This is a genomic window from Paraburkholderia kururiensis JCM 10599 = LMG 19447 (genome assembly GCF_003986935.1).
Lineage (GTDB): Bacteria > Pseudomonadota > Gammaproteobacteria > Burkholderiales > Burkholderiaceae > Paraburkholderia > Paraburkholderia kururiensis.
Genome location: NZ_RJZE01000016.1, coordinates 67,177 through 91,649, shown reverse-complemented (window position 1 = coordinate 91,649; position 24,473 = coordinate 67,177). Strand labels below are relative to the sequence as shown.

Annotated in this window: 24 protein-coding genes; 3 read left to right on the top strand and 21 right to left on the bottom strand. The window is 66.4% G+C overall.

The window, feature by feature from the left end; genetic code table 11:
* Positions 1-9: 9 nt before the first annotated feature.
* The 17 genes from fliP to flgB all read right to left on the bottom strand — a co-directional run bounded on the left by fliP (position 10) and on the right by flgB (position 16,366).
* On the bottom strand, positions 10-822 hold the full coding sequence (gene fliP, locus PKKP23_RS19980; RefSeq protein ID WP_017772121.1) for a flagellar type III secretion system pore protein FliP: 813 nt from the start codon (positions 820-822) through the stop codon (positions 10-12).
* A complete protein-coding gene (gene fliO, locus PKKP23_RS19975) occupies positions 823-1,383 on the bottom strand; it encodes a flagellar biosynthetic protein FliO (protein WP_126878140.1) in 561 nt (186 codons plus the stop codon).
* Positions 1,380-1,826: a flagellar motor switch protein FliN gene (gene fliN, locus PKKP23_RS19970; protein ID WP_017772123.1), complete on the bottom strand. Its 447-nt coding sequence runs from the start codon at positions 1,824-1,826 to the stop codon at positions 1,380-1,382. The genes fliO and fliN overlap by 4 nt, the downstream gene beginning before the upstream one ends.
* Positions 1,819-2,817, bottom strand: a complete 999-nt coding sequence (fliM, locus tag PKKP23_RS19965) for a flagellar motor switch protein FliM (protein WP_126878204.1) — start codon at positions 2,815-2,817, stop codon at positions 1,819-1,821. The genes fliN and fliM overlap by 8 nt, the downstream gene beginning before the upstream one ends.
* A 78-nt stretch (positions 2,818-2,895) precedes the next feature.
* On the bottom strand, positions 2,896-3,396 hold the full coding sequence (gene fliL / locus PKKP23_RS19960) for a flagellar basal body-associated protein FliL (RefSeq protein WP_026120910.1): 501 nt from the start codon (positions 3,394-3,396) through the stop codon (positions 2,896-2,898).
* A gap of 368 nt (positions 3,397-3,764) precedes the next feature.
* Complete coding sequence (flgL, locus tag PKKP23_RS19955) at positions 3,765-4,985, bottom strand: flagellar hook-associated protein FlgL (protein WP_126878139.1); 1,221 nt, start codon at positions 4,983-4,985, stop codon at positions 3,765-3,767.
* A gap of 11 nt (positions 4,986-4,996) precedes the next feature.
* Positions 4,997-6,961, bottom strand: coding sequence for a flagellar hook-associated protein FlgK (gene flgK / locus PKKP23_RS19950; RefSeq protein ID WP_126878138.1), 1,965 nt, complete (start codon positions 6,959-6,961; stop codon positions 4,997-4,999).
* 222 nt (positions 6,962-7,183) lie between these two features.
* Complete coding sequence (locus PKKP23_RS19945) at positions 7,184-7,954, bottom strand: flagellar brake protein (RefSeq protein ID WP_176049041.1); 771 nt, start codon at positions 7,952-7,954, stop codon at positions 7,184-7,186.
* Between the two features lie 428 nt (positions 7,955-8,382).
* Positions 8,383-9,315 (bottom strand): flagellar assembly peptidoglycan hydrolase FlgJ, encoded by a 933-nt coding sequence (gene flgJ, locus PKKP23_RS19940; RefSeq protein WP_126878136.1) that lies wholly within the window; start codon positions 9,313-9,315, stop codon positions 8,383-8,385.
* Positions 9,316-9,327: 12 nt separating this feature from the next.
* Positions 9,328-10,518 carry a flagellar basal body P-ring protein FlgI gene (locus tag PKKP23_RS19935; RefSeq protein ID WP_126878135.1) on the bottom strand — a complete coding sequence of 397 codons (1,191 nt, stop codon included), beginning with the start codon at positions 10,516-10,518 and terminating at the stop codon, positions 9,328-9,330.
* Positions 10,519-10,520: 2 nt separating this feature from the next.
* On the bottom strand, positions 10,521-11,207 hold the full coding sequence (flgH, locus tag PKKP23_RS19930; protein WP_017772132.1) for a flagellar basal body L-ring protein FlgH: 687 nt from the start codon (positions 11,205-11,207) through the stop codon (positions 10,521-10,523).
* Between the two features lie 60 nt (positions 11,208-11,267).
* Entirely contained in the window at positions 11,268-12,056 is a 789-nt protein-coding gene (gene flgG / locus PKKP23_RS19925) for a flagellar basal-body rod protein FlgG (protein WP_017772133.1), read from the bottom strand.
* Positions 12,057-12,096: 40 nt separating this feature from the next.
* Positions 12,097-12,855 carry a flagellar basal-body rod protein FlgF gene (flgF, locus tag PKKP23_RS19920; protein ID WP_017772134.1) on the bottom strand — a complete coding sequence of 253 codons (759 nt, stop codon included), beginning with the start codon at positions 12,853-12,855 and terminating at the stop codon, positions 12,097-12,099.
* A 17-nt stretch (positions 12,856-12,872) separates the two neighbouring features.
* Complete coding sequence (locus PKKP23_RS19915) at positions 12,873-14,378, bottom strand: flagellar hook protein FlgE (RefSeq protein ID WP_126878134.1); 1,506 nt, start codon at positions 14,376-14,378, stop codon at positions 12,873-12,875.
* An 82-nt stretch (positions 14,379-14,460) separates the two neighbouring features.
* Positions 14,461-15,183, bottom strand: a complete 723-nt coding sequence (locus PKKP23_RS19910) for a flagellar hook assembly protein FlgD (RefSeq protein ID WP_017772136.1) — start codon at positions 15,181-15,183, stop codon at positions 14,461-14,463.
* 44 nt (positions 15,184-15,227) lie between these two features.
* The gene (flgC, locus tag PKKP23_RS19905; RefSeq protein WP_017772137.1) at positions 15,228-15,653 is read right to left on the bottom strand and encodes a flagellar basal body rod protein FlgC; all 426 of its coding nucleotides are present in this window, start codon (positions 15,651-15,653) and stop codon (positions 15,228-15,230) included.
* Positions 15,654-15,871: 218 nt separating this feature from the next.
* Positions 15,872-16,366 (bottom strand): flagellar basal body rod protein FlgB, encoded by a 495-nt coding sequence (gene flgB, locus PKKP23_RS19900; protein ID WP_017772138.1) that lies wholly within the window; start codon positions 16,364-16,366, stop codon positions 15,872-15,874.
* 323 nt (positions 16,367-16,689) lie between these two features.
* On the opposite strand from flgB, the gene flgA reads away from it, so the two are divergent.
* The 3 genes from flgA (at position 16,690) to PKKP23_RS19885 (ending at position 19,393) form a co-directional block, all read left to right on the top strand.
* Positions 16,690-18,171 carry a flagellar basal body P-ring formation chaperone FlgA gene (gene flgA / locus PKKP23_RS19895; protein ID WP_240659071.1) on the top strand — a complete coding sequence of 494 codons (1,482 nt, stop codon included), beginning with the start codon at positions 16,690-16,692 and terminating at the stop codon, positions 18,169-18,171.
* Between the two features lie 291 nt (positions 18,172-18,462).
* Entirely contained in the window at positions 18,463-18,816 is a 354-nt protein-coding gene (gene flgM, locus PKKP23_RS19890; protein ID WP_017772140.1) for a flagellar biosynthesis anti-sigma factor FlgM, read from the top strand.
* A gap of 133 nt (positions 18,817-18,949) precedes the next feature.
* Positions 18,950-19,393 (top strand): flagella synthesis protein FlgN, encoded by a 444-nt coding sequence (locus PKKP23_RS19885; RefSeq protein WP_017772141.1) that lies wholly within the window; start codon positions 18,950-18,952, stop codon positions 19,391-19,393.
* Positions 19,394-19,636: 243 nt separating this feature from the next.
* On the opposite strand, the gene PKKP23_RS19880 is transcribed toward PKKP23_RS19885, so the two are convergent.
* The 4 genes from PKKP23_RS19880 to flhF form a co-directional block, all read right to left on the bottom strand.
* On the bottom strand, positions 19,637-20,080 hold the full coding sequence (locus tag PKKP23_RS19880; protein WP_126878133.1) for a hypothetical protein: 444 nt from the start codon (positions 20,078-20,080) through the stop codon (positions 19,637-19,639).
* 426 nt (positions 20,081-20,506) lie between these two features.
* The gene (locus PKKP23_RS19875; protein ID WP_017772143.1) at positions 20,507-21,241 is read right to left on the bottom strand and encodes an RNA polymerase sigma factor FliA; all 735 of its coding nucleotides are present in this window, start codon (positions 21,239-21,241) and stop codon (positions 20,507-20,509) included.
* Positions 21,242-21,273: 32 nt separating this feature from the next.
* A complete protein-coding gene (locus PKKP23_RS19870; protein ID WP_017772144.1) occupies positions 21,274-22,170 on the bottom strand; it encodes a nucleotide-binding protein in 897 nt (298 codons plus the stop codon).
* Positions 22,163-24,259 (bottom strand): flagellar biosynthesis GTPase FlhF, encoded by a 2,097-nt coding sequence (gene flhF, locus PKKP23_RS19865; RefSeq protein ID WP_126878132.1) that lies wholly within the window; start codon positions 24,257-24,259, stop codon positions 22,163-22,165. The genes PKKP23_RS19870 and flhF overlap by 8 nt, the downstream gene beginning before the upstream one ends.
* Positions 24,260-24,473: the final 214 nt, after the last annotated feature.

Here is a 24,473-nt window from a genome sequence, read left to right as displayed (position 1 = left end):
TGCCGGCCTTCAGGTGAAGCTCTGCGCGAGCGACCCGATGAGCAGTTGCCACCCATCCACCAGCACGAACAGCATGAGCTTGAACGGCAGCGAGATCGTGGAAGGCGACACCATCATCATGCCCATGGACATCAGCACGCTCGCCACCACGATGTCGATGATGAGAAACGGAATGAAGATCGTGAAGCCGATCTGGAAGCCCGTCTTCAACTCGCTCGTCACGAAGGCGGGCACGAGGAGCGAGAGCGGCACGTCCTCGGGGCCTTGCATGGGCGCGGCGTGCGAGATCTTCGCGAAGAGCGCGAGGTCGGTTTCGCGGGTCTGGCGCAGCATGAAGGTCTTGAACGGCGCCACGCCGCGCGACACGGCCTGCTCCATGGGCAGCGTGCCGTCGGAGAACGGCTTGTAGCCGTCGGTATAAGCCTTGTCGAGTACCGGCGACATCACGAACATCGTGAGGAACAGTGCGAGACCCACCAATACCTGGTTGGGCGGCGTGGTCGCCGTGCCCAGCGCCTGCCGCAGCAGCGAAAGCACGATGATGATGCGCGTGAAGCTCGTCATCATCAGCACCATCGCCGGCAGGAACGACAGCATCGTGAGCAGCAGCATGGTCTGCACGCTCAGCGAATACGTGGTGCCGCCGTTCGGGCCCGGGCTCGTGGTGAAGGCCGGCAAACCCGTGGCCTGCGCGAAGGAACGCGAGGGAAGCGCCAGCATGACGGCCAGCAGCAGCGCCGGCAGAAGGCCAGGCACAAGCGCAGGCGCGGCGCGGCGGATCAGCGTGGCTGCGCCGCGCAGGGGAAATCGGTTGAACTGCATTTACTGCTCTCCGCCGTCGCGCCGGCTGAAACGTTTGCCCACTTCGCCTTTCAAGGCATCGCGAAAGCGCTGTCCGAAGGTGCCGGGAAGTTCGCCGGCCGCGCCGGGTTGCATACCTGATTGAGCACTGCCCGCGGCAACGGAGCCCGCCACACCCGCACTGCCCGCAGGCATCGCATGAAGCAGCCGCACGTTGCCGGGCGCGGCGCCCAGTACGAGCCACGTGTCGCCCACTTCCACCACAGCCACACGTTCCTTGCCGCCCAGCGACGCGCCGCCAATCGTCTTCACGAGCCCGCCGCGCTGCGAGGGCTGAAGGCCGAAGCGCCGCGCGAGCCACGCGCAGCCGAACACCAGCGCCACCACCACCACGAGACCGACGATGGTCTGCAACACGGCGCCCACGCCAAGCGACGGCACCGCACTGCCCGCACCCACGCTGGACGCAATCTTCGCGGCGTTGTTCACCGCGTTCATGTCCGCGGCGAGAAGCGCCTGCGGCATGGCGGCCGCGAGAACCACCGCCGCGCCCAACGCGCGGCGGACTGCTGCGTACCTCATCGGTTCAGCTTCCGGATGCGCTCGGACGGCGTGATGATGTCGGTCAGGCGAATGCCGAACTTGTCGTTCACCACCACCACTTCGCCCTGGGCGATCAGACAGCCGTTCACGAGCACGTCCATCGGTTCGCCGGCGAGGCCGTCCAGCTCCACCACCGACCCCTGCGCGAGTTGCAGCAGGTTGCGAATGGCAATCTTCGTGCGGCCCAGCTCGACGGTCATCTGGACGGGAATGTCCAGAATCATGTCGATGTCGTTGCGCGTGGTGCTGGGCTCCACCTTCGAAAGCGGCTGGAACACGCCCGCTGCGGCCGGGTTCACTTCGTTGCCGTTCTGTTCGGCCAGCGCGCTCGCCCAATCGTCGAGCGAGGCCTCTTCGGCTTCCACGCCCGGCGTCGTAAGCGGCGGCTCGACGGGAGCCGGCGTTGCGTTGAGGTCACTCATATCCACCTTCCTTCATCGTATCCGCCGCGCTGATCATCTTCTGGACGCGCAGCGAATATTGACCATTGAAAATTCCGTAACCGCATTCCATCACCGGCACGCCGTCCACCTTCGCGACGATGTGCTCGGGAATGTTGATGGGCAGCACGTCGCCCGCGCGCATGTTGAGAATCTGCTCGAACGTCACGGGAATCTGCGCGAGGTCCGCCGTGAGCTCCACTTCCGCCGACTGCACCTGCTGCGAGAGCACGCGCACCCAGCGGCGGTCCACTTCGAGTGCCTCGCCCTGGATGGGCGAAGAGAGCACGTCGCGAATCGGCTCGATCATCGAATACGGCATGCAGATGTGCAGCGTGCCGCCCGTCGGGCCGAACTCGATCGAAAACTGCGTGACGATCACGATTTCGTTGGGCGTGGCGACGTTGGCGAACTGCGTGTGCATTTCCGCACGCACGAATTCGAACTGCAGCGGGCGCACGCTCTTCCACGCGGTCGTGTAGTGCTCGAACACGAGATGCAGCAGCTTGCTGATGATGCGCTGTTCGGTCTGCGTGAAGTCGCGGCCTTCCACGCGCGTGTGAAAGCGCCCGTCGCCGCCGAACAGATTGTCCACCACGAAGAACACGAGGTTCGGGTCGAACACGAACAGCGACGTGCCGCGCAGCGGCTTCACGTGCACGAGGTTCAGGTTGGTCGGAATGGGCAGGTTGCGGGTGAACTCGCTGTACTTCTGCACCTTCACCGGGCCCACCGAAATCTCGGCGCTGCGTCGCATGAAGTTGAAAATGCCGACGCGCAACAGCCGCGCGAAACGGTCGTTGATGATTTCGAGGCCGGGCATCCGGCCGCGAACGATGCGTTCCTGCGTCGCGATGTTGTAAGGGCGAACGCCCTTGTTCTCGGCCTGGCTAGCATCCTGGTCGGTCTCGCCTGTGACGCCTTTGAGGAGGGCATCCACCTCCTCCTGCGACATGAATTCGTCGTGACCCATAGTCATGATGCGTGCGACTCCTCGCGATAGAGGCGTGAACCGGCTGGATCTGCGCAGAACGTCATGATTCGCCCGTCTTTATTGCACGACGAATTCGGTGAACAGCACGTCCTGCACGTGCACGGGTGCACTGCCGGCCTCGGTGGGCTGTGCGATCAGCGTCTTGAGTTCCTCGGCAAGCGCGCGCTTGCCTTCGAGCGGCGCGAGATCCTGCGGATGCTTGTTCGACAGCGCGAGCAGCACACGGCTGCGAATCTCGGGCATGTGCTCGGTGAGCTTGTCCTGGGTCTTCTGGTCCGCGAGCTTCAGCGTGAGGCCGATGCGCAGGTAATGCGTTTCGCCGTCGTCGGACTGCAGGTTCACCGTCATCGGCTCGAGCGGGAAGAACACGGGCGCGGGCGGCGGCACGGGCGTAGCCGCAGCGGGCGCAGCCGGATGCCGCGACATGAAGAACCAGGTCGCGCCGCCCGCCACACCGGCGGCCAGTATCGCGATCACGGCGATCACGAGAATGCGCTTCATCTTGCCGGATTTCGCCGACGGGACTGCTGCTGCCTGGGATGCGGGTGTGGTGGCCATTTCGCTCAAGGTGTTGCATTAGTGCTGGTACCTTGCATTGTTCTGGCTTTTAGCCTTCCGCGATGAGGGGAAAAGAAGGGGGATTTGCGGTTAGCTCGTGGTTTTGTCGAGAACAGTGCCAGGCGGGGCGCCGCGCGGTTGGCCGGTTCCCGCGGGTAGCGGGAGCCGGCCGGGGTCGGACCAGAAAGCAGGCCGAAAAGCCCCCGAAGCGGCGGTGGAATACGACAGGTGGCGGCGGGTAGAGACGAACCAGCCAAAGATCCGATACGGGCCGCGCGGTGCGCTGGGCGGGCTGCGTGGTGCGCTGGGCGGGCTGCTCGGCGCGCCGGGCGGCCGGCTTCGGCTCACCCGGCCCCGCGCCCGCGGCCTCAGTTGATGTAGTTGAAGAGCGACATGCCCTGAATCTTCACGAAGCCCTGCTGGGCCGCCTGCAGCGCGTACTGGGTCATCGTGTACTTGCTGATGGTGCTCGTGAGGTTGATCTGCGTGAGGTCGGACAGGTTGCTCTGCGTCTGCAGCGAACTGTTCTGCGTCACGGTCTGCAGTGCCTGCAGCTCCTGCTCGCGCCCGCCCACGGACGCCTGCACGGTCACCACGTTGTTCATGGCGTTCTGCACCTTCTGCATCGCGGTGGAAAGCGAGTTGCTGAGGTTCGCCGAGCCGGCCGTGCCCACCACCGGCGTCTGCAACGCGGCGATGGCGGCGTCGATGGACGAGAAGATGTCCGTGCCCGCCTGGGTCGCCGGCGTCACGGTGAACGTGTCGCCCGCAGCGGGCGCGCCCGTGATCGAGACGCTCTGGCCGCCCAGCGTGATCGCCGAGCCCGCCGAGTACGGTTGCGCCGCACCCGTCGTGCCGGTGGTGTTGTCCGTGATCGTGTAGGTGCTCGAAGCGCCGGAGCCCGCGAACGTGATCGTGTACTTGTCCTGGTTCGCCGGATTCGAGGCGTTGAGCGTGCTCACCGTGCCGACCACACCCGTGCCCGTGTTGCTGGCCGAGCCCGCCGAGATGGACGTCGTGCCCACCGCCGCGACGGAAAGGAACACGGAAGCGCCGCTGTCGCTCACGGCGACCTGGTGGCTGCTCGTCACCTGGATGGAGCGCACGCCGGTGTCGCCGTTGTAGCTCACCGTGCCCGCCGCGTTGGTGCTGAACGGCTGCGACGTGGTCTGGAAGCCCGCGAACAGGTAGTTGCCCTGCCCGTCGTTGGCGTTCGCGAGACCGAGCAGCTGGTTCTTCAGGCCGATCAGATCCTGCGCGATGGCGCCGCGGTTCGAGTCGCTGAGCGAGGCGTCGCCCGCGTGCACGAGCTGCGTGTTGACGCTCTGCAAGACGGTGCTCACGCTGGAGAGCGTGGAATCTTCCGCATGCAGCGAGGTGAGCGCGGTGCTCTGGTTGCTCGTGTACTGCGAGAGCTCCGAAGCCTGCATAGAGAGCTGTACGGCCTGGGACGCGCCAAGCGGGTTGTCCGACGGCGTGGTGATCGCCTGGCCGCTCGCGATCTGCTGGTACAGCTGCGCGAGTTCGCTTTGCTGATCGTTCATCTGCTGAACGTTCAGGCCGAAAAGCTGGGTCGTCGAGATGCGCATGGCCTATTGCCTCACTGGAAAATGCCGAGCAGCGTCTGGAACAGCGTGGAAGCCGTCTGGATCACCTTGCTGTTCGCCTGGTAGAGCTGCTGGTACTGCAACAGGTTGGCTGCTTCTTCGTTGATGTTCACGCCCGAGACCGACTGCTGCGCCGAGCTGATCTGCGTGACGAGCGTGGTCTGCGCCGTGTTCGCCGCCTGCACCTGGTTCGTCTGGTTGCCGATCGTGTTCACGTAGCCCGAATAGGCGTCCGTGAGCGTCGAGGTGCCGCCGTTCAGCTGCTTGGCCGACACGAGATTCGACAGCAGCAGGGCGTTGCGTCCGTCGTTGCCGCCGCCCGTGTTCTTCGCGATGGTGAACGTGTCGCCGTTGGCGGGCGTGCCGGAAATCGAGAAGCTCACCGCGTTCATGGTGCTGCCGCTCACGGAGATCGAAGCGCCCGTGGACGACGAATACGGCACCACGGTGGCGGCGCTGGCAATCGTGTAGTTGGTGCCGTTCACGTTCACCGTGGAGCCCGCCGGGAAGCCCGAGATGCCGCCCGAGGCCGAGCTGTAGGTGAGCGTGGTCGACGTGGACGGCAGCACGTAGCCCGCGCTGACCGCGCCTTGCGTGATCGTCCCCGTGCCCGTGTTGGTGGTGGGCGCGGAGGCCAGCACGGGCGAAGCCGCTGCAATCGCGGTCGAGTTCGTGGTGGCGAGCGCGAAGCCGTTGAGCGCGCCGCGCGTGGGCTGCACGTCGAACGAATCGCCGGCGTTCATGGTGCCCGTGAGCGAGAACTGCAAGCCGCCGATGGGGCTCGCAAGACTCGTGGCCGAGCCGATCATGGCGCCCGTCGCGTTGTCCGTGAGCTTGTAGGCGCTGCCGTCGTACGAGAGCGTGTAGTCGCCCGTCGTGGGCTGCGAAGCGTTGGCGAGCGTCACGCCCAGCGTGGCGCTGCCGGTGTTGTTCTGGTTCGCGTAGATCGTCGGGCTGCCCACCGTGAAGAGCGCCGTGCCCGGGTTGCCGTTCATGTCGAGGCCGAGCGCGTTTTGCGCGTTCACCTGCGCCGAGAAGCTGGTCGCAATGGCGCCCAGTTGCGCTTCGGCCGGGTCCAGCGTCTGGCTGCGGAACGCAAGCAGGCCACCCAGCGTGCCGCCGCTCACGAGGTTATCGGGCAGCAAGGTGGCGGGGTTGGACGCGCCCGAGCTGGAAGCGGCCTGAATGGAGATGGAAAGCTCGCTCGGGTCCGACGGCGACGTGACCGCGGAGAGGTTGTACGTGCCCGTGCCGACGACGAGCGGCTGGCCGCTCGCCATGAAGACGCTGTAGCCGCTCGAGTTCTGCACCACCTGAACGCCGACCAGTTGCGAGAGGCTCGACACCGCCTGGTCGCGCTGGTCGAGCAGCTGGTTGGGCGGCTGGCCCGAGCCGTTGGCGGCCTGGATCTGCTGGTTGAGGTCGGCGATCTGCTTCGTGTACGTGTTGATCTGCGAGACGGTGTCGGTCAACTGCGTGTTCACGCTCTGGCGCATCTGGTCGTATTGCGCGCCGGCCGCGTTGATCTGCGCGGCAAGCGACTGCGCCGAGCTCATCGCGGTCTGCCGCGCCGACAGCGACGACGCGCTGTTGGCCACGCCTTGCAGGCCCGTGAAATACGACGTGATCGCGCTCGAAATACCCGTGGTCGGGCTGCCGACCAGGTTGTTGAGCTGCGCGATCATGTTGTAGTAAGCCGTGAGCGAACCGCTTTGCGACTGCGCGCTGTTGAGTTCCGTGCTCAGGTACTGGCTGTACTGGCGCTGCACCGTAACCGTGGAGACGCCCTGCGGCAGGAATCCCGACGACGTGTACTGCCCCGCGGTTTCCTCGTAGACAGGCCGCTCCACCGAGTAGCCCGGCGTGGACGCGTTGCTGATGTTCTGGCCCGTGGTGGTGAGGCCCCATTGAGCGGCATTCAGACCGCTCAAGCCGATATTGAAGAGGTTGCTGGACATTGTTCCGTGGTCCCTCGGCGCTTTCGCGCGTACTCGTCCTGTTATGGCGATAACAGCGTGTTTATCGGCCTTGGCGCGGAAAGTTTTAGGGCGCCGGCAGAATTTTCGGAAAGGAATGGCGGCACGCGCGGCGGTCATGCGGCGGGCATGACCGCGCGGGAAAGACGATAAGGTTGAAACCGGTACTGCCGGGTACGGCTACCTGCGCGTTCGGGCGGGGTTTCAGGCCCGCACGAGCGAACGGCGTTTCATTTCCAGCTGCGTAATGAGCCGCTGCAGCGTGTTCTCGGCGCTGCCGGGCAGCGTCACGAAACGGAAACCGAGCTGATAGCGCTGCGAGCCGTTGGGCAGGTCGAACATGCGGTGCGAAACAAGCTGCAAGTCGAGCGAGAGCGTGCCCTGCGGGCCGAGCGCGAGTTCGCAGTCCATCAGGGTCACGCCCATGGGCAGGCCCACGACGCGTTCGTCCGTGGTGCGCATGCCCACGCCGCCCAGCGAGATGTCGTGCACCTCGAAGCGGAACGGCTCGCCTTCCGGGAACCGGCCGTGGCACAGGTACGGTTCCAGCAACGGCGTCTCCACGCGGAAATACTCGCGCCGTTGCACGTAATAGAGCACTTCGGGAAAGTCGGCTTCGAAGGCAGGCAGGCCTTCGAAACGCGTCTCGCGCGGCGTGGGCGTGGAAAACTCCATGCGCACGCCGTCGGGCGAAGCGTGGAACTGGGAGCGCGGCGCCGCGAGCAGACCGTTGTTGTGCGCCTCCACGGCGCCCCAGTCGAAGGTGAATACGCGGCCGCGCACGTCCACGTCGAGCAGCCGCGTGACGAGCTGGCCGCCCTTGTACTGCACGGTGAGAAAGTCGCCGCGGTTCACGAGGTTGCGCAACTGCACGCCGATTTCCAGCGGGTTGCGCCGCCCGAAGTCGTGAGCGTCGTCTGCCTCCGAAGCGCCGTTCGCTTCGGCGTTTTCTCCATTTGACTGGGTGGTATCCATGGCCTTGCCGATGTGCATGTTCGTGCGACGCGGGAGGTCTGAGCCGGGCGCCTGCCCCGGGAGCCGTGCCCCCTCGGCGCCGGTCTCCGCGGTCTTTCGGCACGCGTCCGACCATGCGGAGACACTCCGCGCGGTCGCTGGTTTGTCTGATTAGCGGCAGGATAAGGCCAAAGTTTAGGGCCTGTGTGGCAAATATTTGGCGCAAACGTTAAAGCGTCCGGCGGTGCGCGGAGAACAGCCCCTTATGCCCTGAAACCTATGCCTTGCGGATGCGGTTCGGCCCGCCGTCGCCCGCCGCCTTTCGGCGTCGAGCAACGACGGGCCTGCACCGTCTTCTTCTCACGACATGGCCCCGTCGCGTGTTTTCGTGTGGCCTGACTGCGGCCTTGCGCTGCTGGCCGTTTCTTTCCGGTCGTTCCTGCGCTCGCTCAGGCAGTCATCTTCTGCATGATCGAGATGAGCTTTTTCGCGTAGTGCGGGTCCGTTGCGTAGCCCGCGCGCTGCATGCCTTGCGCAAAGCCGTTCACGTCGTGCGACGAGTTCAGCACCTGCGCGTAGCGCGGGTTGTCCTTCAGGAGACTCGCGTAGTCGGTCATCGCCTGCTCGTAGGAGTCGTAGGCGCGGAACTTCTCCACCACGCGCTGCGGGCGGCCGTTCACATATTCGGTGGTGACCGTGGAGACGGTTTTGCCCGTCCAGTCCTTGGTGGCCTTGATGCCGAACACGTTGTGGCTCGAGGTGCCGTCGCGGTTCATGATCTCGCGCTTGCCCCAGCCCGATTCGAGCGCCGCCTGGCCGATGATGAAACGCGCCGGAATACCGGTCGCCGCGCTCGCGGCCTGGGCCGGCGCGGCCAGCTTGTCGACGAACGCGTCGATCTTCGGCGACGAGCCGTCGCCGCGCACCGGCGGCGTGAGCGCGCTGTTGCCCGTGTAGCCCTTGCCCGTGGCAAGCGCGCCGTTGGAGGACGGATTGGCGAACGCCTTCGAAAGCGCGGAAAGCGCCGCGGTGTTGCCCGCGTTGGCGTCGCCGCCCTGCAAGCCGGCGTTGCGCGAAAGCTGCTTGAAAAGCGCGTCGGCCACGCCAATGCCCTTCGACGACATCTGTTGCGAAAGCTGCTGGTCGAGCATCGACGTGAACGTGGCGCCGTCGTGCGAATCGAGCGGGCCGTCGGAGGGCGTCGCATCGCGCATGCTCTTCAGCATCATCTGCGTGAAGACAGCGTCGAACTGCTGCGCGGCCATTTTGAGGCTGGCCTGCGGCGAGTTCTTCGCCTGGGCACGCAGGGCGTCGAAGCCCTGCACGTCGAGCGCGAAGCGCTGGCTAAGGTCGTTGGCCTTCAGAGACGGATCGGAATTCAACTCATGCTCCCGTCAAATGATCTCGAGGTCGGCGCGCAGCGCGCCCGCAGCCTTCATGGCCTGCAAGATCGACATCAGGTCGGCCGGCGTCGCGCCCAGCGCGTTGAGCGCCTTCACCACGTCGGCCAGGTTCGCGCCCGCAGTCACGAGCCGCAACGCCCCGTTGTCCTGCTTGAGCTGGATCTGCGACTGCTGCGCCACCACGGTCTGACCGTTCGAGAACGGCCCCGGCTGGCTTACCACCGGCTGCGTGTTCACGACCACCGAAAGGTTGCCGTGCGCCACCGCGCAGCTTTGCAGCGTGACCATCTGGTTCATCACGATGGAGCCCGTGCGCGCGTTGAGAATCACCTTCGCCGCAGCCTTGGCCGGCGTCACGTCGAGGTTCTGCAACTGGGCCATGAAGGCGACCTGCTGCGCACTGTCCGTCGGCGCGCGCAGCTGGATCGTGCGGCCGTCCAGCGCCACGGCGGTGTCGCCGCCGAACGCGTTGTTGACGGCGGCCACGATGCGCTGCGTGGTGTCGTAGTCCATGTCGTTGAGTTCGAGCTGCATGGTGCCCGCCTGCGAAACGGACGTAGGCACCGAACGCTCCACGATGGCGCCTGCCGCAATACGGCCCGCGGCCAGCTGGTTCACCTGCACGCGGCTGCCGTTGGCGCTCGCGCCGGCGCCGCCCACGGCCACGTTGCCTTGCGAGAGCGCATAGACCTGGCCGTCCGCGCCCTTGAGCGGCGTGAGCAGCAGCGTGCCGCCACGCAGGCTCTTGGCATTGCCGAGCGACGACACGGTGACGTCGATGGCCTCGCCCGGCCGGGCGAACGGCGGCAGCGTCGCCGTCACCATCACGGCGGCGACGTTCTTCAGCTGCATGTTCGACAGCGACGACGAACCGGAACTGCCCGAGCCCGCCGACTGGTTGTTGATCGAGATACCGAGGTTCGCGAGCATGTTCGCGAGCGTCTGCGTCGTGAACGGCGTCTGCGAAGTCTGGTCGCCCGTGCCGTCGAGACCCACCACGAGGCCGTAGCCGATCAGCGGGTTGTCGCGTACGCCCTGGATCTGCACGAGGTCCTTGAGGCGCTCGGCGTGCGCTGCCGGCGCAGTGGCGCCCAGGCCAAGCCCGAGCGCGAGCAGGAGCGCCGCGCCTGCAAAAGCGGCGGCACCCAGACGGCGGCAGGCGGAAAAGAGAGTGAAGCTCATGATCACCACGGCGCCACGTTCAGGAAGAAACGCTGCAGCCAGCCCATGTTTTCCGCCTCGTTGATGTAGCCCTTGGCGGAGTATTCGATCTTCGCGTCCGCCACCTGGGTGGAATACACGGAGTTGAGGCCCGAAATCGTGTTCGGATTCACGACGCCGGAAAAACGCACGAATTCGTTGCCCTGGTTGATGAGCATCTGCTTCTCGCCGCTCACTACCAGGTTGCCGTTCGGCAGCACGTTCGTGACGGTCACGGTGATCGTGCCGTTGAACGTGTTCGACGCGTTCGCGCCGCCCGTCGCCTTGAACGTGTTGTCGCCGGTCGCGGAAAGCTTGGCCTTGCCGAAGATGCCACCCATGAAGCCGACCGTGGGCACGTTGAAGTCGGTCGCGCTGTTGCGGCCGGTGCCCGTGCCCGACGACTTCGTGGCGTTGATGTTTTCCGAAATGACGATGGTGAGGATGTCGCCGATATTGCGCGGACGCTGGTCTTCGAAGAGCGGCCGCCCCGCGTAGCCCGGGTTGTAGATGGAGCCCGGGCTCTGCGACTGCGGCGGCATCGGCGGCACAGCCGTCATGGGCTGCTGCACGATGGGCTGCTTCGGCACGAGCGCGCAGCCCGCGAGCGCGGCCAGCAGCACCGCGCCCGAGAGGGCCTTCACCCGCGTAGTTTCAATGAATTGCGACATCCTTCGTCCTTCCTGCACTTTCAGCCGGACCCGGGCCACGATCAGGCCCGAATCAGACCATTACACCGGCATCTGCGAGAGCGTCTGCAGCATCTGGTCGGACGTGGTCACGGCCTTGCTGTTGATCTCGTACGCGCGCTGGGTCTGGATCATGTTGACCAGTTCCTGCACCACGTTCACGTTCGACGCTTCCACGTAGCCCTGGTTGAGCGAGCCCGCGCCGTTCAGGCCCGGCGTGGTCACGTTGGGCGCGCCCGACGACGCCGTTTCGGCGAACAGGTTTTCGCCCTTGGCTTCGAGGCCCGTCGGGTTGATGAACGTGGCGAGCTGGATGGAGCCGATCTGCTGCGTATTGTTCGAACCCGCCGTCGTGACCGACACCACACCGTCGCTGCCGATAGTCATCGACGTGGCGTTCTGCGGAATCGTGATGGCCGGAATGATCTGGTAGCCGCTCGAGGTCACGAGCTGGCCCTGCGCGTTGGTCTGGAACGAGCCGTCGCGCGTGTAGGCGTTCGTGCCGTCGGGCATCTGCACCTGGAAGAAGCCCGCGCCGTTGATGGCGACGTCCTTCGAGTTGCCGGTCTGCTGCAGGTTGCCCTGCGTGTAGAGGCGTTCCGTGGCGACCTGCTGCACGCCGGTGCCGAGCTGGATGCCCGAAGGCAGTTCGGTCTGCTGCGTGGAGTTCGCACCCGGCTGGCGGATGGTCTGGTAAAGCAGGTCTTCGAACACCGCGCGCGAGCCCTTGAAGCCATTGGTGCTGACGTTCGCGAGGTTGTTCGAGATGACATCCATCTGCGCCTGCTGCGCATTCATGCCGGTAGCGGCGATATAGAGTGAGCGGTTCACTTTGAATCTTCTCCTGTGGGCTGGCTTGCGGGCGAGCCCGTCAGCTGAAGTTGAGCAACTGGTTGGCGGACTGTTCGTTCTGGCTGGCCGATTCGAGCAGCTTGGTCTGCATCTGGAACTGCCGCGCGTTCGTGATCATCGCCACCATGGCGGAGACCGGGTTCACGTTGCTGCCTTCCAGCGACTGCGGCGCGAGCACGACGTTCTGGTCCGCGTCGGCGGGATTGCCGTCCGCCGTGCGGTAGAGGCCGTCGTCGCCGTGCTTGAGCGAGGCCGGGTCCGGGTTCACGAGCTTCAGCTGATCCACGTTGACGATGGTCGTGGGCGGGTCGCCCGGAATCAGCGCGGACACCGTGCCGTCCTTGCCGATGGTGACTTCCGAGCCCGGCGGCACCGAAATCGGGCCACCGCCGCCCACCACCGGCTGGTTCATCGCGTTGACGATCTGGCCGTTGGTGTCCACGTGCAGGTTGCCCGCGCGCGTGTAGGCCTCGTTGCCGTTGTTGTCGAGCACCGTGAGCCAGCCCGGGCCCTGCACCGCGACGTCGAGCGGATTGCCGGTCTGCTGGATCGGGCCCGGCGTGTAGTCCGCGCCGGGCGTGGACGCCAGCACGAAGGTGCGCGTGGTGTCCGTGTTCACCGTGTTGCCGTCGCCGAACGACATCGGCACGGCGCGAAACGCGGCAAGCTGCGCGCGAAAGCCCGTCGTGGAGACGTTCGCCAGATTGTTCGCGACGACAGCCTGCTGCTCGAGCGCCTGGGTGGCGCCCGTCATCGCGGTATAGATCAGCCGGTCCATGATGAGGCCGCCAGGTATTACAGGTTGATGAGCGTCTGGTCGACGGTCTGCTGGGTCTTGATCGTCTGCGCGTTCGCCTGGTAGTTGCGCTGCGCCGTGATCAGGTTCACCAGCTCGCTCGTGAGATCGACGTTCGAGTTTTCCACCGCGCCGCCTTGCAGCGTGCCGTGGTTCGTGCTGCCCGGCGCGGAGATCTGCGCCACGCCCGAGGCCGAGGTGGCTTCGTACTGGTTGTTGCCCAGATCGACAAGGCCGTTCGGGTTGTTGAAGTTGGCAAGCACGACCTGGCCGAGCGCCTGGGTCTTGCCGTTCGAGTAATTGCCCGTGAGCGTGCCGTCCGTGCCCACCGTGAAGTTGGTCAACTGGCCTGCCGCAAAGCCGTCTTGCGTCAGGTTGTTGGTGCCGTCCTTGCCGCCGAACTGCGTCGTGCCCGCGATGTTGAACGTGAGCGACTGCGGCGTGGACGAACCGTCGCTGGTCGGAATCGTGAAGTTGAACGCGAGCGGCGTGGTGGTCGCGGCGCCCGAGGCGTCCGTCGTGCTCACCAGCGTGCCCGACGAATTGAACGTGGCCGTGCCGATCTTCGAGATCGTGCCGCCGGCCACGCCGCCGTACACGGTCCATGCGCCCACGCCCGTCTTCGCGAAGTACAGGTCCACCGTCTGCGTGCCGCCCAGCGAGTCGTACGCCTGAATCGAGGTCGGGTAGTTGTACGTGCTCGCGCTGTTGGCGTTGAACGCGGTGGGGTTCGGCGTAATGGCCACGCTGTCGCCCGCAACCGGGGTGCCCGTCAGCGTGACGGTCTGGCCCGTGCCGAGCGAAATCGCCGCGCCCGTGCTGTAGGTCTGCGCCGAGCCGGTCACGCCCGTGGTCGTGTCCGTCACCGTGTAGGTGGTGGGCGACGTGAAGTTGATCGTGTAGTGGTCCAGGTTCGTGCCCGTGGCGCCGTTCGTGATGGTGGAGCCGCTGGTGGCGAGCGAACCCGTGGTCGTCACGGCCACGGTGGGCGCGCCCAGCATGAGCGAATCCTGCGCGTTCAGGTTGAACTGGCCGGTAATCACGCTGGTGGCCGTGGGCGCGATGTTGGTGGTGGGCACCTGCAGCGGCACCGTGGTGGCCGTGTTGATGACGCCGCCGTTGCTCGCGGCGTAGCCCATCAGCTTGAGGCCGCTGGTGTCGGTGATATAGCCCTGGTTGTCCAGCTGGAACACGCCGTTACGCGAGTACGTGAGCGTGCCGTTGTTCGACATCTGGAAGAAGCCGTTGCCGTTGATCGCCACGTCCAGCGCCTGGTTGGTCGTGGTGATCGTGCCCTGGCTGTACTGCTGCTGCACGGCCGCGAGGCGCGAGCCGAGGCCGATCTGGTTGTTGACCGCCGTGGCCACCGAGTTCGCGTAGACATCCGCGAAAACCGCCGCGCCCTGCTTGAACCCGATCGTGTTCGCGTTCGCGATGTTGTTGCCGATCACGTCGAGGTCGTTGGACGCGCTCGACAAACCGCTCAAACCTTGTTGATAACCCATGACGATCTCCGTATCGGGATATATCGATGAATACTGTGCTGTGAATCTGCCTGAGAGCTCCGAGAGCCCTGTGGCGCGCGCCTTACAGGATCGCGGCCACGCCCGTCATGCCGATCGTGTTGCCGTTCGAGAGCACGAGGCCCGGCGTGCCGTCCGTCTGCTGCACGACGCTTTGCACCGTGGCGGCCGACAGCGTGGTGGGCGAGCCCGACTTGCCGGCAATCGTGCCGGTCGCGCTGATGGTGTACGTGCCGTCGGCGAGCGTGTTGCCCTGCGCGTCGGTGGGCGTCCACGAAATGGGCGTGACGCCTGCCGGCACGCTGCCCACGTTGATCGTGTTGACCACCTGACCCGACGAGTTCTTGATGGTGATCTGCACGTTGCTCGCCGCGGTGGCCACCTGCAAGCCGATGGCCGATGCCTTGCCGCTCGCCACCGTCGAGGTCGATCCCGGCGCAAGCACCGTGGAGCCGATCAGGAGCGCCGCCTGGCCCTGCTGGCTCGCATTCAGTTGCGTAGCAAGCGAGCTGAGCGACGTGTTGAGCTGGCTGATGCCCGTCACCGTGTTGATCTGGGCGAGCTGCGAGGTCATCTGCGAGCTGTCCATCGGGTTGGTCGGGTCCTGGTTCTTCATCTGCGCGATGAGCAGTTGCAGGAACGTGTTCTGCAGCGCCGTGGGCGACGTGCTCGACGTGCTGGACGAACTCGACGACGAGCTGCTTGCGCTCGAAGTGCCGTTCATGGTGTCGAGCAGCGTCTGCGAAATGGTCGTGCCGTTGCTGCCGATCGTGGTCTGGGTGGTCAAGGCGGTTCTCCGTCTGTTCTTCAGGTGCCGATTCAGGTGCCGGTTCAGGTGCCGATAGTGAGCGTCTTGAGCATCAGCGTCTTGGCGGTGTTCAGGGTTTCCACGTTCGCCTGGTACGAGCGCGACGCCGAAATCATGTTCACCATTTCCTGCACCGGATCCACGTTCGGCAAGGTCACGTAGCCGTTCGCGTCCGCCGCCGGGTTGCCGGGGTCGTAGGAAGTCTTCATGGGCGTCGGGTCGTCGACCACGCCCGTCACCTGCACGCCGCCCACCTGCTGGCCGCTCTGCGTGCGCGCGCCGCCCAGCGGCTGCACCGCGAAGACGACCTGCTTGGCCTTGTACGGCTTGCCGTCCGGTCCCGTCGTGCTGTCCGCGTTCGCGAGGTTCGACGCGGTCACGTTGAGCCGCTCCGACTGCGCGGACAGCGCAGAGCCGGCGACGCTAAAGATGTTCATCAGCGATGGCATGGCGAATCTCACCTCTCGTTGCCGGCATGCGTTGGCCGGCGGTTGTGGCGGGCCGCGCCTGTCACCTTTGCGCTTTCGCGCTTCCGGTGCCTCCTGCGCACGGCCCGCCTGCTTTCCCGTAGCGATTTGTCTCTTGCCTGACCGGCGCAGCCTGCTGCCTGTGCCGTGGTCTGGCTTCCTGCTTTCCTGCTTGCCCTGCACGAATGCAGGCCGCCGCGTCAGCTGCCTGACGTGATGGCCGCGAGCATGCCTTTGATCTGCTGCGTGAGCACGGTCATGCCGGTCTCGAAGTGCAGCGTGTTGTCGGCGAACTGCACCCGCTCGCTGTCGAGGTCGACGGTGTTGCCGTCGAGCGCCGGTTGCGTGGGAATGCGGTACTGGAGCTGGCCGTAGTCGTCGGGGGAACCGCCCGTGGGCGTCAAGCGCGCCTTGCCGGCCATATGGCCCGCTTCGGTCGTCGCCATGGTCATGCCGCTCGTCACGCCGGCCGGCTGCGCCATGGCGAGCGGTGCGGCGTTCGAGGTGGCCGTTCCGGTCGCAGCGCCGCTCTTCCTCAGCGCACCGGCAAGCGACGACGCAAAATCGACGTCGCGTGCCTTGTAGCCCGGCGTGTCCGAGTTGGCGATGTTCGACGAGAGCAGTTCCTGACGGTATGCGCGCACATCGAGCGCCTCGCGCCCAAAGGCGAATTCGGCATCGAGTTTGTCCAGCATTGCGGTTCTCCGAAAAAACGCTTCCTTGCGTCACGCTTGCAGTAGCGGCTGCGTGGAAGGCCTTTTTGCTTGTGGAGCATCTTAGGTCTGGGACGCAAGCAGCAATCGGAGGAATAGCCGGGGAAGGGGGCCTCTATTCAACGTTTGCGCGAAGGGGGGTGTCTCTAGAATGCCTCTCGTATTGTTGGCCCCTGGTTGGCCCCTGGTTGGCCCTTGGGTTAGCCCTTGTCTGGCCGCCTTGTTTGGCTTCTTCTTGTCTTGCTTCTTGTCCGGCTTCTTGCCTGACGCCTGTCTGGTCCCCCGGGGGGCCGTGGAGAGTGGCGATGAACGAGCCCGCTTCAAATGCTCCGACCGCCTTGTTGACCGCTGAAACCGCTGCTGAAACGGCTTTCGATGCTTCGCCCGCGCGAGGCGCATCGACATCGGCCACTTCGCACGCACCGGCTGCTCCGGCGCGAGCGAGGCGCGCGCCTGCGCTGCGCGGGCTCCTCGTCGCGCTTGCGTGGACGCTCTCGGCGAGTGCCGGCACGCTGGCCCTGCTCGCTTCGAATGCCGCGCACGCGCAAGGCACGGGCGAGCCGATCGTGATCCCGGGTCCTGGCGAAAAGAACCCGGATGCACTGGCCGCCATGAGCAAGATGGTGACGAGCCCATCCGCGCCTGCCGGCGTGACGGCGCAACGTGCGAATGCCGGGATGCAGCCCACCCCAGCCGCCCTCGCCGCGTCGATGCGACCGGCCGCCGCTGCCGGCGACCGCTTCGAGCAGGCAGCGAAGGCCGACGGCGCCATCGTGATCGCGGGTACGGGCGAAGCGTCGGTGGCCCGGCCCGGCATGGCATCTGGCCTGACGCGCGTGAACCTGCCCGTGGCGGCCAGCCAGGTCATGCCGGTCGTCGTGACACCCGCTATGGCGACCATCCCGGCGCGCGGCCGCGAGGCGAACCTCGCGCCGCAGGCCATCGCGATGAACCCGCCCGCCAGCGGCGGCTACGCAGCAGCCGCGCCGCGCTTCGAGCGCATGGCGCCGCGCGCTGTGCCGGCCCAGGGAACCCAGGCGGCACAACCGTATCAACGTGTGCAGCCGGCGCAGGCGCCTGCATCGAACGTTCAGCCCGCGCAGCCGGCCCAGTCGGCTCAGTCGGCCCAGGCCGCCACAGTCGCGCAAGCCGCCGTGCCCGAAGGCCAGCAGGACGGCGAGTCGATCCGGCGCGCTGCGCTCGCCTGGCTTCAGCAGCAGGCCGTGGGCCTTCCCGGCAAGGTCAACATCACCGTGGCCAACGTATTTCCGCGCGGCCTTGCGGCCTGCACGACGATGCAGCCGTTCGCGCCTGCCGGCACCCGCATGTGGGGCCGCACCACGGTGGGCGTGCGCTGCGCGGGCGAGCGTCCGTGGACGCTCTACCTTCAGGCGAAGATCTCGGTTCAGGCCACCTACTACACGGCGTCGCGCGCGATTGCCCCGGGCGAGCCGCTCAGCGCCGCCGACCTGGTGGCACGCGACGGCGACCTCACGCTGCTGCCGCAGGCGGTGGTCACCGACCCGTCGCAGGCGATCGGCGCCGTGGCGCTGGTCCGCGTGCCTGCCGGGCTGCCGCTGCGCCAGGACATGCTGCGCAGTGCGAGTTCCGTGACGATCGGGCAAACCGTGCGCGTGGTCGCGCAGGGCCCGGGCTTTTCGATTTCGTCCGAGGGCAGCGCCATGAACAACGCGTCGCCCGGCCAGCAGGTCCGTGTGAAGACGGCGGGCGGCCAGATCATCAGCGGCATCGTCAAAGAAGGCGGCACCGTGGAGATCCAGCTTTGAGCGTTGCAGGTTGGGTGGATTTGAACAGGAGATTGGACCGGCGCCTGCTGCGCCTCGAATGATGTGAAGTGGTTTCGACCGGGTCTGTTATGGCCCCTTGCGTGCAGCCGTCGCGCCTCGCGGCGCTTTGGCGGCCTTGCCGTCCATGCACTAAAGTTTGATTGGTACCTGCCGTTAATCCGGGCAAAGCGGCGCCCATGACGCGCCCCACCGTGGCCGAAGAAGGCCACGCGGAAGCCGGATTCCTCAGTCGAATCCGGGCACCGCCGTCAACCGTTCAGGAAGCCAATCGTGAAAGTCGATTCCACCAGCAATTCGAGCCTGCAGTCGCTAAAAGACGGGCTGCAGCGTACCCAGCAAGGCGAAACGGCCGCGTCTGGCGCGCAAGGCGCAGCCAGCAGCCCCGTACCGTCCACCGGCGGCGGCGCATCCGGCGACGCGAACGTGAACCTGTCGGCGCTGTCGGCGCAACTGCGCGGCCTCGCCGCGTCCGGCGCGGCGGACATCGATACGGCACACGTCGAGTCGATCAAGCAGGCGCTGCGCGACGGCACCTTGAGTATCGATACCGGCAAGATTGCCGACGCCGTTCTCGAAACGGCACGTAGCCTGCTGCAAACGCGCGCGGGGTCGGCGGGGAGCTAACCCCGGTTGGCCAGCGCGTTCAGCGTGCCTCGCCGCACCGTCGGGCGAAGCGCGCACGTGCAGCAGCCAATTGACCACGGCTTGTGCGCCCCAGTCAGGGCGCGGCAAGCCGACTGCGAGTTGAGTGATTGTGATGAAAGACGCCCTCCTTGCCACCGTCATCGACGAATATGCCGCCGTCGAAGCGTTCGCTTCGGTGCTCGCGTGCGAAGAGAAGGCGTTGACCGCCGTCTCTCCGCTCGAACAGCTGCCGCCCATCATCGAGATGAAGACCGAACTGGTCGAAAAGCTCTCGGCGCTGGAAAAGCAGCGCGACGCGCAGCTTGCGGAGCTGGGCTTTCCGCCGGGCTGGCGCGGCATGGAGCTGGCCTCCGGCGCCGACCCGCGGCTCGCCACGCAATGGGCGCTGCTGCAAAAGGCGGCCGAACGCGCGAAACGCTCCAACGCCACCAACGGCGTGCTGATCCACACCCGCATGGAATACAACCGCCGCGCCCTCGACGTGCTCAAGGGCGCGCAGCATAAGGCCGGTTTGTACGGGCCGGATGGGCGAATTCCCGCGTTCGGGCGAGTTTGATCGATTTCCCCGGAGCCGGGTTTTGAGGCGCGCGGCGCGATGATCCGGGCGCAGCATCCTCGCTGAATTCGCCGCCAGCCGCACCAAAAACCAACGGGCCGCACATCCTTGCGAATGTGCGGCCCGTTGTGTTTTCAAACCCTGGTTTTTAAACCCGGTTTTCAAGACCGGTTTTCAACCCCGGTCTTCAACCTCAGGCGTCGTTGCGCCTTTCTCGATCCTCTTGCCTTTGCTGCTCGCGGCTCAATCCCAGTGCTTGCGATGCTTGCGGTGGTGGCCGGTGCTGCGATAGCCGCGCTCGCCCTCGTCCGCGTACGAGTTGCTGCGCGAGATGTTGCCGCCCAGTGCCGCGCCGGCACCACCGCCCAGCCCCGCGCCGATCAGCCCGCCCGTGCGGCCGCCCATCGCGTTGCCTGCCGCCGTGCCCGCGCCGCCGCCCAGCGCACCGCCCACGATGGCGCCCGTACGTTCGCGCCGGTTCGACGTGACCGCAGCGCCTGCGCCGCCGCCCACCGCACCGCCGATCACGGAGCCCGTGCTGCCGCCCAGCGCGCCGCCCACCGCGGCACCCGCCACCCCGCCGAGGCCCCCGCCGAGCGCATTGTTCAGGTCACCCGCCATAGCGGGCAGCGATACAGCGGCCGAAGCCGCGGTCAACACGGCGATTCCTGCGATTTTTTTGAGCATCTGGTTTAACCCCATTGTCTTCGTAATAACGCGGCGCAAGTGTAGCCACCCGTCAGAAAGGGTGGTGTAAGAAAATGTTAGTGGTGTTACGGCCTGAAGCGGCCCGATGAACGAGCCGGGAAGCCGGCCCGAAAGAAGGCGAAAAAGCCGCCGAAGAATTGGAGGACGCGCGAACAGCAAGCGGACAGGGTGCGAATGACGTGCCGCTCAAGCAGCGGTGAAGCGGCAGCAAAGCGGCAGCAAAGCGGCAGCAAAGCAGCCGCCCCACACAAGCCAGCGCAGCGCCGGCCGAACCGATGCCGCCCGAGGCCCGGCGCCTTGGACCCCGGGGTCCGGGGTCCGCTACCCGGCGCCCTCTAACGCCAACAACAGCGCCACCCGCCCGAAAAGCGCGAACGCCCCTCGAACGCACCCCGCTCGGGTTTCTCAGTCGGCCTCGGCGCCCGCCCAGGCCAGTTCGCGCAGACGCGTGCGCAGACGCGCCACGGCCTGGCTGTGCAGCTGGCACACACGCGATTCGCTCACTTCCATCACCGCGCCGATTTCGCGCAGGTTCATGCCGCGCTCGTAGTAGAGCGACATCAAGAGCTTCTCGCGCTCAGGCAGCTTGTCGATGGCTTCCACCAGCGCCGCGCGCAGGCTTTCGTCGAGCAGCGCGGAAAGCGGATCCGAGTGATCGACGCAGTAGCGGTCGAGGAACGGCTCGTCGTCCGCGGACCGGTCGAAGTCTTCGTAGTAGATCAGCTGGCTGCCATGCAGGTCCTGCAGCATGGACTGATATTCGTCGAGCGGCATCTTGAGATGCCCGGCGATCTCCGTCTCGCTCGCCGAACGGCCCAGCTGCTGCTCCACCTGGTGCACCGCGCTCTCCACCTCGCGCGACGTGCGCCGCAGGCTGCGCGGCAGCCAGTCGTTGCTGCGCAGCTCGTCGAGCATGGCGCCGCGAATGCGCTGGCTCGCGTAGGTTTCGAACTGCGCGCCCTGATCTTCCTTGTAGCGGCTCGCCGCATCGAGCAGACCGATCATGCCGGCCTGGATCAGATCGTCCAGATCCACGCTCGCCGGCATCTTGGCCACGAGCTGCAAACCGAGACGTCTTACGAGCGGCGCGTACTTCGCCAGCACCTCGTCCTGCGAAATCTTTCCCTGAGCGTTATACATCGTGCTCTCCTGCCTGAAGTCCCCGAGTGGCGTCACGCATGCTGCGCCGACGGCCATTCGGCGGCCGGGTCGGCCTGCCACATGGATGGCGATGGGGCCGACGTTGTTACGGTCGGGCGCGTCATGGCCGCGCGCGACGACATGGCTGGCCGCATGGGCCAGTACTGCAGTTCTGCGGCGACATGCCGGTAGTCGCGCGCGGCGGCCGTGGACGGAAAAGCGTCCACGATGCAGCGTGCGAGCTCGACGGCCCGCGCCATGTGTGGGTCAGCCGCAATGCAGCCTGCGTTTTCGAGCGAGACGGTGAGGTAACGACCCGCCACGCCTGCGAGGTTCTCGAATGCCGTGTGGGCATCGGCCGCGCTTTGGACGTAATTGACGAGCACGCGGAACTGCGCGATTGCGTGCGCGAAATGAAGACGTTTCATGGCGGCGTAGGCATCGGTGATGGCCTGCGCCGAGACGCGCGTCACGACCATCACGTCGTGCGAGCGCATGGCGAGCCCGGAGAGCGCGCCGTTTCTGTCGAGGCCGGCGTCGATCAGCACGACGTCGGCGGGGCCGTTCAGCACGAGTCCGTACTGTTCAGCGCTATAGCCTTCCTGGCTGCCGCGCCAGGCCGAGAGCACGCCGAAGCCGAGCGGATGCCGGCTCACGGCCGCCGCGAGCGACACCTCGCCGCGCATCACGCCGGCGAGATTCCCCACGCGTTGCATGCCGCCAAGCGTGGCGCTCACCGACCGGTCGCCCAGGCACTCGTCGATGACGAGCACGTCTTTGCCCTGCTCGGCCAATGCCGCTGCAAGGTTCACTACTGTCGTGGTGCGTCCGACGCTCTCCGAGCCGCCGGTCACCGCGATCACTCGCGAGCCGCTGCGGGCGAGCAGCCGCCGCAGCCCCTCCGCCTGGTCGGCTACGAATTTATCCAAAGCGAACCTCGTGCAGGTCGGCATTCGAACGCGTGGACAGCGCCGAGAGCAGCGCCGGGATGTCGTCTTCGTGCGGCACGAAGGGCGAGTGCTCGCGCGGAATGCAGAACGCGCTGCGGATCAGGAAACGCTTCGTCGCCACATAGAGGTTCTCCGGCACCTTCTGGCCCGTCGACACGTAGTGCACCGGCAGCCGGTAGCGCAGCACGGTGTCCAGCGCGCCGCCCAGGTTGGTGGCCTCGTCGAGCTTGGTGAGAATGCAGCCCGCGAGCGGCGCCTTGTCCGGCGTGCTCTGGTAGGCCTGCACCACTTCGTTGAGCGTGTCGCCGTGGCTCGTCGCGGACATCAGCAAGAGACGCTGCACCGGCTGGCCGGCGCTGCACAGCATGGCGATCTGGTCGGTCACGGCGCGGTCGCGCTGGCTCATGCCGATCGTGTCGATCAGCACGATGTGCTTGTTCTTGAGTTCGGTGAGCGCAAGCTGCAGGTCGGCGCCGTCGCGCACCGCGTGCACCGACACGCCGAGAATGCGGCCAAAGATGCGCAGTTGCTCGTGGCCGCCAATGCGGTAGCTGTCCGTGGTGAGCAGCGCCACCTTGCTCGCGCCGAAGCGCATCACGCAGCGCGCCGCGAGCTTCGCCGTGGTCGTGGTCTTGCCGACGCCCGTGGGGCCCATCAGCGCGAACACGCCGCCGCGCTCCATGAGCGCGTCTTCGTTTTCGAGCACGGGCAGGTTCGATTCGAGCACCGACTGCGCCCATTCCAGCGCGCCTTCCGGGTCTTTGCCTTCGGGCAGGTTGTCCACCACCATCTTCACGAGCTGGGCCGAGAAGCCGGCGGCGAACAGCTGCTTGGTGAGCGCGCCGTGCGTGGGGCTGCGGCGTTGGCGCTCGCCCCAGAGGAGTCCGGCGAACTGCTCTTCCATCATGCCGCGCATGGAGGCCAGCTCGCTCATCACCGTTTCGTTCACGACCTGTTCGATGCGGGCCTTGATGGCTTCCGTGACGCTGGCCGAGGCGTTCGCGCCTGCGGCATCGGCGGTCCTGGCGTTGCCCGAGGGCGTGGCCGATTGCGTCGGCGGCTGGCTGTTGCCCGGCAGATCGAAGGCCGGTGCGATGCGCTGCGTGGCGCGGCGCGCCGCCAGTTGAGCCGCTTCGCGCGCCCAGTCCGGCGTGCTGACGTTGAGCACGCCCTCGCCTTGCCCGCGATGCTGGCCGTGTTCGGCGTGCGGGTCGGTGGGCATGCCGAGTCCCTTGGCCATGGCGTCAGCTGGCGTCATACCTGCGGCTTTCGTGCTGTGACCCGCGCCTTGACCTTCGCTGTCCTTGTCGGCAATGCGGCGCGCGTGGTCGATGAGCCAGGGGTTCGTTTCGGCCATGGTGCGCGGAGCGTGTGTCTTGTCCGAGTACGACGGCACAGCCGATGCCGGCATGGTCACGCCTGCGGCCGGCGTCGCGAACCCGGCGGCGCGGCTCGCCGCCGGCGCATGAGCGGCCGGATGAGCGGGAGCGTGCGCCGGCGTGGGACGCGCAGCCGGACGAGCCGGTGCACCCGCCTGGATAGTCGCGGGTTCGGCGGCGAAGCGGTCCGCGCCGCCACCGGTATCGGCCTGGCCTGCGGACTGGGCCGCAGACTGAGCCATAAACGCGCCCGGGCGGTCCAGCGCGGCACCGCGCGTGGCGAGCGCGCCGCCCGCTTGCGCTTCGGGCTTGGCCACCGGTTGCGTGGTGGCGTTCATGTAGGGAGAGGCGTCGTCTTCGTCGTCCGCTGCGGACGGGCGGTCCGCGCCCGCTTCCGGGCTTGCCCCGAACACCGACGAGAACACGTCCGGCATGCCGTTCGCGTAGGGGTTGCCCGCAACCGGCGCGGCGGCGCTGCGCGGCAAGCCGCGCGAAGCAGCACCCGCGTTGGCGCCTTCACCCGCGGCAGGCGCGATGGCCGCGAGTTCGCGGTCGGCTACGGCGACGATCTCGACGCTGCCATCGTCGAGCGTGCGATTCGACAGCACCACTGCGTCAGGACCCAGCACTTCGCGCACTTGGCGCAGCGCGTCGCGGCTGGTGGCACCGATAAATTTGCGGATGTTCAAGCTGACCCCCGATGAGGTTGACGACCCTGACGTGGCGTTTCAATTGCGAGGCGCCGGCTTCGTTGCGCGGTGGCTCCGCAGGAACCTGGTGCGCGGCAAAGCCTTTGCCGATGGTGAAATTATTGAGGAGGTGAACGCCGGACTATCGATGGATCAACGCGGGGAAAAGCAGGCAATTCGTTTGATCGGGTCGAAAGGGGGGCTGCGGGGAGGC